Consider the following 12,618-nt stretch of genomic DNA (forward strand, 5'->3'; position numbering starts at 1 on the left):
AATCCCATTACTGTGAGTATACTCTTTGCAAATATATTATTTAGCGATTTGTACGACAGCGGATTCAAGTAATCGGCTTAGATTGTCGCTCGCTTTAGCTGCAAAATGTACCGTTCCTTCGTGGGTAATTGGCTCATTACTTAGCCCAGCGGCTAAATTGGTTACTACCGATATTACAGCTACTTTTAAGCCGCAATGTCTGGCGACTATCACCTCAGGAATGGTCGACATTCCTACTACATCAGCACCTAATTTTTGAAAAGCGCGTATTTCTGCTGGAGTTTCAAAATTAGGTCCTAAAACACTGATATAAATTCCCTCGTTTAAAGGAATAGACAGTTTTTTTGCAGTTTGTTGAAAGATGTGCCGAGTATCTGGATCATAAGCATCATCCATTGGGAAGAAACGTGGGCCAAATTCTTCATCATTAGTTCCAGTAAGAGGATTCATCGGATGGAAATTAATATGGTCTGAAATTAAAACCAATTGACCTGATTTAACATTTTTATTTAAGGACCCAACCGCATTGGTCATTATTAAAGTATGGCAGCCCAAGCATTTTAAGGTGCGGATAAATATTTTAAAGTCTTTACCTTGCATTCCTTCATAAAGATGAACACGCCCTTGGCAACATACCACAGGTATTTTGTTGAGATAGCCAAGTATCATTTTTCCGTGATGTCCAATGACACTGCTCACTGGAAAACCCGGGAGTTCAGCGTAGGGTATGGAGATGCTGTCGGTAAGTTTATCAGCAATATTCGCTAACCCAGACCCTAAAACAATTCCAATCTTAGGTTGGAAATCAGTTCGACGTTCTAAAATAGATTGGGCAAGTTGCTGTGGAGAAACATTTGTTGTCATAAATTACCTTTTTAGTGAGAATAGTTTTTTATATGACTTTAATGCGGATCACTATATCCTGGGGGAGGTGTACTTGCTGTTTCATCCGATCCAAATAAAAACTTTTCCATTTCTTTTTTTAAAAATTCGCGCGCTTGCGGCTCAAATGTACTTAAACGATATTCATTGATGAGCATAGTCTGATGGTTTACCCATTGTTGCCAAGCAGGTTTACTAATGGATTGATAGATACGTTGACCTAATTCTCCAGGATAAGGGAGATAATCAAGTCCTTCTGCTTGGGCGTGTAACTTAATACAATAGATAGTTCGGCTCATAAATACTCTTCGTATTTGAATTTTTGTCGGTGTTGGCGCTCAGTTCGCAATCCTGCATATGTGGCTTAATAATTTTTTGACAGGGGCTGCAAGACCTTTTGAAGCTAATTGTTGCCTGTTATACCAGACTATACGGTCAGATTCCATCAATGGTGGATGCCATTCTTTAACATGGATGAGAACAGGTCGAATTTCAAGTTGAAAATGACTAAAAGTATGTTTTAAAAGGGGATATTTTTTTACAGGTTTTTTTATCTCACAAAAATAGTATTTCTTGCAAAAATTTTTCACATTTTCGGTTATGGAACATTCTGGGAGGCTCCATAGGCCACCCCAAATTCCCATCGCGGGTCTTTTTTCTAGCAAAATTTCTTGATGTTCATTGACCAAAATTACCATCTTAATAGTGCGACATGGGATAGTCTTACGCGGTTTTGGCGAAGGATAATTTGCAATACTATTTGTGGTATACGCTTTGCAATGGTTTTGCAAAGGACATTGTGTGCATTTAGGTTGTGAGCGCGTACAAACCAATGCACCAAGATCCATCATTGCTTGCGTATAATGACTGATATGTTTATTTTTTGGCGTATAATGTTCTGCTAAAGCCCATAATTGTTTACTGACTTTGCTTAAACCAGACCAGCCTGTGATTGCATGAAACCTTGCTAATACCCGTTTCACATTACCATCGAGTATGCTGGCAGGTTGGCTAAATGCTAAGGCAAGTATGGCTCCGGCGGTCGATCGACCGATGCCCGGCAAATTTTGTAATAACAGTAAATCGGGTGGAAATTTTCCTGAATATTCTTTTTCAATGATTTGCGCACAGTGGTGTAAATTGCGTGCTCGTGCATAATATCCTAAGCCTGACCATAGCATAATTACTTCATCGATATCGGCTTTAGCGAGTGAAGAAAGCGTGGGAAAATGTTGAATAAAACGTTGAAAATAAGGAATAACCGTTGCAACTTGAGTCTGTTGCAGCATAATCTCCGAAAGCCAAATCATATAGGGTGATTTTGTTTGCTGCCAAGGTAGATGTTTGCGACCAGCGCAAGTAAACCAGCTTAACATTTTTTGTTGGAATTGTTTTGTGCTTAGTGTCACTGGTCGTTTACGAAAGATTAATGCTAGGTTGACTCTGCAATTAATTGTACAATTAGTGAAATAGTTTGTTTAGGTCTAATTTTTTTAACGTATCACCAAGTTTTCCTTTAAGTTTTTCTTTGATGATGTCAACACTTAATTGATCCAGAATAGGACTGATAGAAAGTTGTTGTAAAGGTCCTGAAATTCTAATGGGGATAGCAATACCTTCAGGGCTACCATCGGCTAATATAGGTTGGGCTTGTAATTCATAATTGATTTGTTGCAATGGTAAATTCAACACGCCTTTACCATTGACACGTAAGCGACCGCTACTAATGATCAAATCATTATTATTAACTATTCCCTGCTTGATAGTAAAACTACCGTTAAATCTATCGAATGGAGTATCTGTACCCGTGCTCTTAGGCGTGACTTCATGTTTAAGTAAGGCTTTTCCTAATGCTATCCAATACGATAAATTAATTCCTTTTAAAGCGCCTTGATCTAAATTAAAGTGGCCTTGTCCGTTTAAGTTTCTTATGAGTACCTCAGCGTTATCACCTGTTGTCGATACATTAAGATTCAATGTTGCTAAACCCGCTAATTGTATTTGACTTTTATTAATGAGATCTTGAAAAAGCAATGCGGTATTAATTTGATTAAATTGATTTTGCGCAGTGATCGACGGTATTTTTGGATTAAGATTAATAGAGGCGTTGCCTTGATAATTCCCTTGATAAAATTTGGCATTAATAGGGTTAAGCGCAAGCAAATTATTTTTAAATTGAAAATCAAGTTTTATTTGCTGAAAAGTTAATTTACCGGTTTTAATTTGCTGGCTAGATAAAGTCCCAGCAAAGCTAGGGTTATTTAAAATATGCTGACCTGTGAGGTGTCCAGTGAGTTTAATTTGATTAATCAGAGCAACCAATTGATCGACAATAATATCCTGTTTATTTAAATCGAGATCGATATGGCTTTTTAAGAACAGAGGAAGTTCGCCTTTAGGGTAGCTGGGTCCTTTTAGTAGCATATTTAGATTGAGATCATTAAACTCAATATTTTTTCTATCTGTGCTTAAAGTGATAGAGGAGCGTAACTTTACGGCAGCATTAATAGTAGGGGAGCTCGAATTTAAATTAAACTGAATATCAAAAGGTGAACTTTTATTAATAGCCAGATTAGCGCTTTTAAGTTGGAGTTGAGTTATTTCAAAATGTTTATTTGTTTGTTGATCAGCATAAATAATATGTCCGTCTCGAATGTCTAAACCCGTTATAATAAATCCTAATGGTTTTAAACTCTCACTTAGGTTACTTTCAGAGCGTTGGGAAGTTTTTTGGGAGGAGTTAAGTGATCCTTCCCAATTGACCTGGCCCTTGGCATTCTTTATTAGATAAAGTGTTAGACCATGAACTTGTAACTTACCAATTTCAAGTTGTTTATGTAATAAAGGAAATAAACGAACTTGAATGTCCAATTTTTTAATTTGTGCAAAGGGATTATTACCAAAGTCAGGACTATTAGTTAATTTGACATCATTTAATTGTAAGCCTAACCATGGGAAAATAGACCATTGAATGTCGCCGCCTAATTGTAACTGACGTCCAGTAAACTTAGTAACAGCTTGACTAATCTGAGGTTTAAGATCATTAGGATTTACAAATACGACTAGACCTATTAAAGAAACCAGTCCTAATAATATGACAGCACCAATAAAAGTAATAAAAATACGAAGTACCTTAGACATTGGTTTTAGTTTCCTCATAAAAATCTTCTAGTCGGACTACTGAGTAAGCAGGTTCTTCATACGGATGTGATTTTTTTAAAGCGGCTATGACTGGCTGGATATGTTTTTTATCACAAATCATTTCAACTAAATATTCATCAACTGTCTCTATTATTCCTTGTTGACCTACGAAGGGCTTGGCTTCAGTCATTGGGCGAAACTGGCCTTGCCCTAATACTTGCCATGCGCAATGCTCATAATGTCCTAAGCGGCCAGCGCCTTGATCAAACATGGCGGATTTAACTGCCTCTAGCTGGTCGGATGGGATATAAACTGAGATTTTAAACATAGCTAAATAATTACCTGATAATTGTTTACATGAATATTATTATATATTATCCGGGATAAGGTTTGCGAGTGAGTATTGAAGAATTCCTATTAGATTTAAATAAGCCTATGTTAAGCCAAGTTAAAAACACCATTTTCAGCCAATTATGGCAAAATTATAGTATTCACTTGAATGAATTATCTACTATTCAAAGTCATATCAAGAAGCATTTTCAGGAAGAATTAATTCTAGATCATTTTGCGCTTATCGATTTACCGGGTCCTTATACTGGCATGGATACACTGTCTCATTTATTTTCTTATCTCGGTTATAAAGTGCGCGGCCAAGATTATCTAGCTGAAAAACAAAATAATTTTAGATGGTTATCAGAAGAAATAAGTTCTGAGACCTTAGCCATTGATGCATCACCGCAAATAGTGGTTGCAGATTTTCGCCGCGAAGCCTTAGCACCACAAATACTAACTATCGTTGATTACTATGCTGGCTTTACCCAAGCTTTGGATACTGAACAATTAAAATTTCTGCATCATCGTACTTTACAACAGGATGAGATGGCCGCTTTTGAACTATCGAGCTACATTTTGAATTACCTTCAGTCTAGAGACTGGCCATTACCTACTATACAAGAATATGAAATAGTAAAAAGTCACAATGAATTATTAGCTTGGGTGTTAGTCATGGGTCGTCAAGTTAATCATTTTGCTTGGAGTATACATTTATCAAAATGTTTTAATCAGTTAAAAAAATTTAATCAATTTTTGAGTTCTACTTTAAATATTTCTTTGAACAAAAAAGGGGGTTTGATAAAAGGCGGTATTAGTAAAGGTATAGAACAAAGTTCAACACAGCCCGCTATTAAATCCGTAAAGCTTGCAGATGGCGTGATAGATTTATCGGATCGATTTATCGAATTTGTATGGCGTTATCCAAAAAAAGCGGGAGAAACCAGACGTTGGCATGATTATTTTACTGGATTTGTTGCAGATAATGCCGATCGTGTGGTTGAATCGCTGTATACTCTTCGCACTTGAATTTTTGTCTATGTTGCCGCTCTTCGCAATCCTCATGTTTATTGCATGTACCATGATGATTGCATGGACGCGGCACTTGTCAAAAATCCCATTGCTTTGAGTATATTTAAAATAACTTTGGAAAAGAAATTGAACAAAAAAATTTATTATGTCACTAATAATGCCGGTAAATTCGAAGAAGTCAGAGATTTTTTTGATAAGGTCGCTCCTCCTTTCCATGTTGAGCAATATGCTATCGATGTTGATGAAATTCAGAGTTTAGATCAAAAAATAGTGGTGACAGATAAAGTTAAAAAAGCATTTAACGTGGTCAAACAACCTTTATTGCTTGATGACGGCGGTTTGTTTTTTGCTGCATATAACCAATTTCCTGGTACTTTATCGAAATTTGTTTTTCAAGGATTAGGCTTTAAAGGTTTATTCAAATTGGTAGAAGATGATAATCGTGCATCGTTTATTTTACAATTAGCCTACACCGATGGATTGCATACACAATTATTTGAAGGTATTTGTCATGGCACGATCGTCGTGCCAGAAGATTTATCTTCTCATCCTAAGCTTCCCTTTACAGCTATCTTCAAGCCAGAAGATTCAGAAAAAACCTTGGCACAATTGCGTTATACAGATGATTTTTTTCGTTTTTCTTTTCGTCAACAAGCTTTGAAAAAATTTATTGATTGGTATCAAACTCAATAAACCATTAAGGAAAAAATGCTGACCAAGGATCAAAAGAAAATTTTTTTTTCAGCTTGTATTGGAACTATTTTAGAATGGTATGATTTTAGTCTTTATGCCTATTTAGCAGGTGTTTTTGCACAAATTTTTTTTCATGCCATACCCAGCATTGGTTTGTTGCTAAGTTATAGTGTTTTTGCAATGGGTTATTTTGCACGTCCTTTAGGCGCAGCCCTGTTTGGTTATCTAGGGGATACACAAGGTAGAAAAAAAGCCTTAAGTTTAAGCGTTTTATTAATGGCAATCGCTACATGCGGAATAGGTATGCTTCCCGATTACGCGGCGATTGGAATAAGCGCAGCATTTTTATTACTTTTTTTTCGATTTCTGCAAGGTATCGCAGTAGGGGGTGAAGCGTTTGGTTCTGCTTGCTTTATCGTAGAGTCGATATCCTCAAATAAAACCGGTTTTTATTCATCATTAATTTGGGCGAGCTCAGTGATTGGCTTGTTATTCGGATCTTTTGTTGTTTTTATTTTATTCATATGTTTTCAAGGACCTTTACTTTATAGCTTTGCTTGGCGTTTGCCTTTTTTGTTAGCCGCTATTAGTGGCTTAATCGCGTATTATATAAGAACGCAAACCCCAGAGACGCAAGCTTTTCAGTATTTACGCCATCAATGCTTAGTAGAAAAATTTCCATTAAAAACTATTTTTTTAATACATAAGTTTTTGATTGGCCAACTCATGGGACTTTATTTGTTATCAGCTTTAATAACTTATTTAGTTTTTATTTTTATGCCTGTTTATTTCACGGATGTTTTAGGTCATTCAAGAATTCATGCGCATGCACTGAATACAATAATATTGATTTTACTTATTTTTCTCGATATTTTTTTTGGTTGGCTTTCTGATAAGCTTGGACCGAAATCTATCATGTTGGCAGGAGCTATTGGATTGATGTGTTTCAGTTATCCGCTGTATGTGATGATTGCGCAAGGTTCTTTTTTTGCGGCTATTATTGCACAAATAATTTTTACATTTCTAGCAGCTAGTTTTCAAGGACCACTGTTAGCGCTTACACTCGATCGAATACCGGTCGCGGTTCGCTATACCTTAGGTTCGCTTAGTTATAATCTGGCGTATTCTATTTTTGGTGGTACAGCGCCGTTGGTAGCTATTTATTTAATAACAAAAACCACCAATGTTGCCATACCCGGTTTATATCTTGCTCTGAGCGCTGTTGTAGCCGTTATTATTTTAATTGTTACTAAAAAAATGACCATACCGAATTATTTGACTTTGCCCAAACAGGATTAACTTGATTTTTTATTTAAATTGATTTTAATGAGTTCAATTATTTTTTTGACGTTTTCTTTATGATTACTGGCAAATGTATTTAATTCTTGCCAAGAACGTAACCAGGTTAATTGGCGTTTTGCGAGTTGTCGTGTTGCAATAAGGGTTAGATCTTGCATCTCAGTATAGGAAATACTATTAAGTAAATAATTCCAAATTTGTCGGTAACCAACTGTGCGTATAGCGGGTAAATTAGCGTGTAGATCGTTACGTTTAAATAGTTTCTCAACTTCTTCTATAAAACCTAAATCTAACATAGCTTGGAAGCGGGCAGTGATCGCTTCATGTAACAAAGTTCTATCATCAGGAATTAGTGCAATATTAATAAAAAAATAGGGTGATGAGCGAGTAAGCGTGTGCTGTAATTCAGTTAATGTTTTTCCAGAGATCAGAGCAACTTCTAAAGCGCGTATGATTCGTTGTGGATCATTAGGGTGAATGCGTTGGGCAGCGATTGGATCAACTATTGATAAACGTTCATGAAGTTTCTTTAACCCAAAATCTTTTAGCTCTTTTTTTAGTTGTTCGCGAACAAGTTGATTAGCGGGTGGCAAAGTAGCAATGCCTTGTTGCAAGACATGAAAGTAAAGCATCGTTCCACCTACCAATAATGGAATACGACCCTTATTAATAATTTCTTCAATTGCATTGATAGCATCTGTTCTGAATTCTGCTGCGGAATAAATTTCGCTAGGATCATGCGTATCTATTAATCGATGAGGTGCTTGCTTTAAGATAAGTCTAGAAGGTTTGGCAGTGCCAATATCCATACCACGATAAATCAATGCTGAATCGATACTAACGATTTCAAACTCTAAATAAGTAAGTAAATCGATGGCTAGATTAGTTTTTCCTGATGCCGTTGGACCCATCAGGCAGATAACAGGTTTAACGTCCACGCAGAAAAAACCGGTCAATATCTGATAAAGACCATTGTTTCCAGGTTGGTCGACCGTGATTGCATTGATTACTACGCGAAGTCCTTTCCATATCGCGGAGTAATTGGTTCATTTCAATCAGTGTCATGTTGCGGTGAGCACGTACAGCACTATGACAAGCGATGCTAGAAAGTAATTCATTGATTTTTTCAGGTATACGTTGACTGTTAGCGTGTTGAATTAAATCACTGAAAACGTCATGTACTAGTTGTTCTATATTGTCTTTCGCTAGTAGTTCTGGTACTTGGCGAATAATTAAGGCTTCGGGACCCAGACTCTCAAATTCAAAGCCGAATTGTGTAAATAGCTTAATATATTCTTCTAAAAGCAAGACCTCCTGTTGAGATAATGTTAAACAGATAGGAATTAATAATAGTTGAGTTTTTATGTCACTATTTTGTATGTCATGTTTTAAGCGCTCATAAAGGATGCGCTCATGGGCTGCATGAATATCAACTAGAATTAAACCTTGAGTATTTTCAGCCAAGATATAAATGCCATGCAATTGTGCTAAGGCAAAACCTAAAGGTGGATCACTGCATAAAATTTCTGTTGGTTTTGTGGTTTGAAAGGTTAATTTTTTTTCTGCTAAAACATCTTCCCGTTTTAACGAAACACAATGCGCATGATCGGTTTCAGTAGGATAGCTTGTAGGATCTTCTGCAACGTATAAAGGAAAGTTAGTTTGTTGAGGAGGTGTTCTCTTAGAAGAGATATCAGAGATTTTTTCATTTAATTCAGCTGATAATTCAATTGTGTTCGGTATTGATTTATTGGTTTGTGATTTAGGAGATGTATGGGCTAAAGCTTTTTGTAAGCTTTGTTTCACAAAGTCATAGACTAAGCGACTCTCGCGAAAGCGAACTTCATATTTCGCAGGATGAGCATTCACGTCAACTGCATGGGGATCGAGTTCAATAAATAACGCAAAAGCGGGGTGACGACCATTATAAAGAACGTCTTGGTAAGCTTGCTTAACCGCATGATTGATTAATTTGTCTTTTACTATACGTCGATTAACATAAAAATACTGTAAATCGTTTTGGCTACGTGAAAAAGTGGGTAATGAAATCCAGCCCCACAAACGCAAATCGATGCCTTGCATATCGATATAGATAGCGTTTTCTATAAAGGAGCGGCTACATAATGTTGCAATACGTTCCTGCTTTGCAGTTTCGTCGCAGGCAGGATGCAATTGATAAATGCCTCGTTTATTATGCTGCAAGCTAAAACCTACAGAAAAATGACTGAGACTTAAGCGTTTTATCAAAGTTTCTATATGTGCAAATTCGGTTTGTTCCGACTTCAAAAATTTGCGTCTAGCCGGGGTGTTGAAGAAAAGGTCTTGAATTTCTACGGTCGTTCCTCGCGCATGCGCAATAGGAATAGGAATTAACGGATGTTCTTGGTGATAATCACAGGTGATTTTCCAGCCATGTTGCGTGATCTCTGTCGAGGAGCTTAAATTGAGCCTAGCGATAGAGCTGATGCTGGCTAAGGCTTCGCCGCGGAATCCTAATGTAATAATTTGTTCTAAGTCATTTAGTGTATGAATTTTGCTGGTTGCATGTCGATCTAAAGCCAAAATTAAATCATCTTTATGGATGCCATGGCCATTGTCGCGGACACGGATGCGCTGAATACCCCCTTTGTCAATATCGATATCAATTTGCTGACTACCCGCATCCAAACTGTTTTCGACCACTTCTTTTACGATAGACGCAGGTCGTTCAATCACTTCACCTGCAGCAATCTGATTGGCCAAATGTGAGGTTAAACGTTGGATACGACCTGACATAATTATTTACTATTGAGAAAGACAATGATTCTAACAAATTTTCACCACTAGCTGAATATTCGATTTTTTTTATTGTGGGGTTCTTTTTCTGGAATTAAGGTTTTTTTAACATTTTCCTCTACGTTTAAGAGAGAATGGTTAAGCAAAGCAGTAATAAATTGTTGATATTCTTCGTCATTTGCTGCACAAAAATGTTTTTCCAATCCATGTCGAAGATTCAATAGTGTTTGCGCACAAGGTCGTTCTTCTACCGGTGTTAACATGGCGAAACAAAAATAATTTAAAATTTCCCGTGGCGTTAAAGGAGTTAACTCTTTATCTATAATTTCCTGAAGAATTTTTAAACTTTCCCGAGCGTTTTTGGCCATTGATGATGAGGAATAATTCTCCCCCCATTTTTTTAAATCGATAAAACAATCGATGTTATCCTTAAGATCACAATAATTATTTTTATCTAATTCTTCTTGAAAAAAATTTAATTTGACTTTTTTTTGATTCAAGGTGAAATCATTAAAGAAAGTAGGGAATTTATTATTTAATAGTCTATAAAGTGTAGCTCCCAATGACCAAATATCCGATTTATCTACGTTTAAAATTGGTATTTTGGTAAAATCCATATTAGCAAACAATTCAGGGGCCACATAGCGCAGACTACCAAACTGATGCGCAGGCTCGCCTGCAGAATAGGCACAATCAAAATCGGCCAAAACTAGATTACCTAATTCGTTTATCAGAATATTGCTTGATTTAATATCACCATGAATGATTCCTTTAAATGCCTGATTTTCAAGAATAAATGTTTCTGTATGCAGGTGACATAACGCTTCTAGTAGCAAAAATAGTTGTTTCATTAACCATATACTTGCTATGCTTTTTTTTTCAAATTGTTCAAATAAAAAATAATGATGAAAATCTAAATTTCTGCCTGACATGAATGGCAGGATTAATGAAGATTCGTTACTAGCATTAGAAATTGGTCGTATAATAGCTTTTTTTTTAGACTGCTTATTAGAAGCAATAAGCTTATAAATTTTTATTTCAGACAGAATTGTTTTTTTTCCTTTTTTTTGAACAAAAGAAATATCCGTAAGATCATCGGGCAGGCATAACTTTCCCTGTTTAATATTTACAATGTTTTGTTCAGGTACAAATGATGTTGTATCAAGATTACAGTCCATAGTTTTCTGATCAACTGGAAGAAGTGTTAATGATAGTTTATGTTTATTGCGGTACATCGTTTTACAACCCTTTTTTTATTATATAAAGATTAGTACATGTTTATTATTTTAAAACTTAATCTTAATTAACTTCAAAATTAAGATTTAATTTCCAATATAGGTGTTTTGTTGAAAATAAAAAAACGCTGTATGGTAAATGAAAGGATAAATAAGGCAATTTCAGCAATAATTTTGCTGCTGTAAACATTCATTCCAAAACTGTGAATAAATTTAATGAGACTGTAAGCCATGAGACCTAAAAAACTGGCTAAAGCAGTATACTTCAATGCAGCAGGCAGCCAGCGATTTTTACTTTTAAAGGCGAGGTGCTGATTTAATTTAAAATTGAAAGTGGCCGATAAAATACGCCCTAATAATACAGCGAGAAATATATTTTTTTTAAGCCAATAAGTTAAGAAAAATAAGGCAAAATCAATCGCAGCTGAAATTAAGGAAATAGCGGCAAAGCGGATAAAAACAAAATAAATTTTGATGGAGTCGATTAAAGGATTAAAATGTGAGGAACGATTATCATCTAAATAGACTGTTTTTATAGGAATTTCTTGAATATTGACTTGATGTTCCTCAGCAATCAATAACATCTCTAGCTCAAATTCATAGCCTCGCGCATTCGAATTTAACAAAGGTAATAGTAAGGTGCGTGGAATGACACGTAAACCAGTTTGTGTATCTTCTAATATAGTTTTACTAAATAGACGCAAAATATATTTTGTTAGTTTATTGCCGAATCGACTACGCCATGGAATGGGCGTATTATTAAATGTACGTTTCCCTAAAAAGAGATGCGAGGGTTTTTGCATAAAAACTGCTGAGAGGTGTAAGATATCTTGGGGAAGATGTTGACCGTCAGCATCCGCAGTGACAATACCTAATTCTTTAGGGTGGCTAGTGGCTAGCCAATGTTGAAATCCCGTTTTGAGCGCCTGACCCTTACCTTTATTTTTTGTATGACGGAGAAGCTCAATATCAAAAGCTTGAATTTTTGAAAAAATATTTTGTTTATTAAGGTCAGAGCCATCATCTACAACAATAATCCGTTGTTTAGATTGGCTTTCACGTAAAGATTTTATTAACGCTACCAGATTATCGTTAGGCTGGTAAGCAGGAATAAGAATAGTTGGATGCAAATCCTTTAGCATAGCTTGAGTATAAGTAAAAGACATCGAGGAGACTAGTCCTTAATAAGATTCACTTTAAAGAACGGTTACAAAGATTGGATATAAAGTCA

General features: G+C 35.9%; 12 protein-coding genes. 3 read left to right on the forward strand and 9 right to left on the reverse strand.

The genetic code is table 11. The annotated features are described in order from the left end of the window. Positions 1 to 36: 36 nt before the first annotated feature. Genes AAHI99_RS01550 through AAHI99_RS01570 form a run of 5 tightly spaced genes read right to left on the reverse strand, consistent with a single transcriptional unit; the run spans position 37 to position 4,351 of the window. Positions 37 to 864: a purine-nucleoside phosphorylase gene (locus tag AAHI99_RS01550; protein ID WP_342227932.1), complete on the reverse strand. Its 828-nt coding sequence runs from the start codon at positions 862 to 864 to the stop codon at positions 37 to 39. Between the two features lie 38 nt (positions 865 to 902). After that, positions 903 to 1,181, reverse strand: coding sequence for an oxidative damage protection protein (locus tag AAHI99_RS01555; RefSeq protein ID WP_342227933.1), 279 nt, complete (start codon positions 1,179 to 1,181; stop codon positions 903 to 905). Between the two features lie 39 nt (positions 1,182 to 1,220). After that, positions 1,221 to 2,291 carry an A/G-specific adenine glycosylase gene (mutY, locus tag AAHI99_RS01560; protein ID WP_342227934.1) on the reverse strand — a complete coding sequence of 357 codons (1,071 nt, stop codon included), beginning with the start codon at positions 2,289 to 2,291 and terminating at the stop codon, positions 1,221 to 1,223. A 52-nt stretch (positions 2,292 to 2,343) separates the two neighbouring features. Then, positions 2,344 to 4,023 (reverse strand): AsmA family protein, encoded by a 1,680-nt coding sequence (locus AAHI99_RS01565; protein WP_342227935.1) that lies wholly within the window; start codon positions 4,021 to 4,023, stop codon positions 2,344 to 2,346. After that, on the reverse strand, positions 4,016 to 4,351 hold the full coding sequence (locus AAHI99_RS01570; protein WP_342227936.1) for an NGG1p interacting factor NIF3: 336 nt from the start codon (positions 4,349 to 4,351) through the stop codon (positions 4,016 to 4,018). Before AAHI99_RS01570 ends, AAHI99_RS01565 begins: the two co-directional genes overlap by 8 nt. A 68-nt stretch (positions 4,352 to 4,419) precedes the next feature. On the opposite strand from AAHI99_RS01570, the gene AAHI99_RS01575 reads away from it, so the two are divergent. The 3 genes from AAHI99_RS01575 to AAHI99_RS01585 all read left to right on the forward strand — a co-directional run bounded on the left by AAHI99_RS01575 (position 4,420) and on the right by AAHI99_RS01585 (position 7,377). Then, complete coding sequence (locus tag AAHI99_RS01575) at positions 4,420 to 5,382, forward strand: DUF1338 domain-containing protein (RefSeq protein WP_342227937.1); 963 nt, start codon at positions 4,420 to 4,422, stop codon at positions 5,380 to 5,382. A gap of 63 nt (positions 5,383 to 5,445) precedes the next feature. After that, the gene (locus AAHI99_RS01580; RefSeq protein ID WP_342227938.1) at positions 5,446 to 6,078 is read left to right on the forward strand and encodes a non-canonical purine NTP pyrophosphatase; all 633 of its coding nucleotides are present in this window, start codon (positions 5,446 to 5,448) and stop codon (positions 6,076 to 6,078) included. Between the two features lie 15 nt (positions 6,079 to 6,093). Further along, the gene (locus tag AAHI99_RS01585; protein WP_342227939.1) at positions 6,094 to 7,377 is read left to right on the forward strand and encodes an MFS transporter; all 1,284 of its coding nucleotides are present in this window, start codon (positions 6,094 to 6,096) and stop codon (positions 7,375 to 7,377) included. Here the strand turns inward: AAHI99_RS01585 and miaA are convergent. The 4 genes from miaA to AAHI99_RS01605 all read right to left on the reverse strand — a co-directional run bounded on the left by miaA (position 7,374) and on the right by AAHI99_RS01605 (position 12,553). Then, positions 7,374 to 8,288 (reverse strand): tRNA (adenosine(37)-N6)-dimethylallyltransferase MiaA, encoded by a 915-nt coding sequence (gene miaA, locus AAHI99_RS01590; RefSeq protein WP_425288728.1) that lies wholly within the window; start codon positions 8,286 to 8,288, stop codon positions 7,374 to 7,376. The genes AAHI99_RS01585 and miaA overlap by 4 nt on opposite strands. A gap of 16 nt (positions 8,289 to 8,304) precedes the next feature. Beyond that, positions 8,305 to 10,152: a DNA mismatch repair endonuclease MutL gene (mutL, locus tag AAHI99_RS01595; protein ID WP_342227941.1), complete on the reverse strand. Its 1,848-nt coding sequence runs from the start codon at positions 10,150 to 10,152 to the stop codon at positions 8,305 to 8,307. 47 nt (positions 10,153 to 10,199) lie between these two features. Further along, positions 10,200 to 11,387 carry a protein kinase domain-containing protein gene (locus AAHI99_RS01600; RefSeq protein WP_342227942.1) on the reverse strand — a complete coding sequence of 396 codons (1,188 nt, stop codon included), beginning with the start codon at positions 11,385 to 11,387 and terminating at the stop codon, positions 10,200 to 10,202. An 80-nt stretch (positions 11,388 to 11,467) separates the two neighbouring features. After that, complete coding sequence (locus AAHI99_RS01605) at positions 11,468 to 12,553, reverse strand: bifunctional glycosyltransferase family 2/GtrA family protein (RefSeq protein ID WP_342227943.1); 1,086 nt, start codon at positions 12,551 to 12,553, stop codon at positions 11,468 to 11,470. Positions 12,554 to 12,618 lie beyond the last annotated feature (65 nt).

The organism is Rickettsiella endosymbiont of Rhagonycha lignosa (assembly GCF_964031165.1).
Lineage (GTDB): Bacteria > Pseudomonadota > Gammaproteobacteria > Diplorickettsiales > Diplorickettsiaceae > Aquirickettsiella.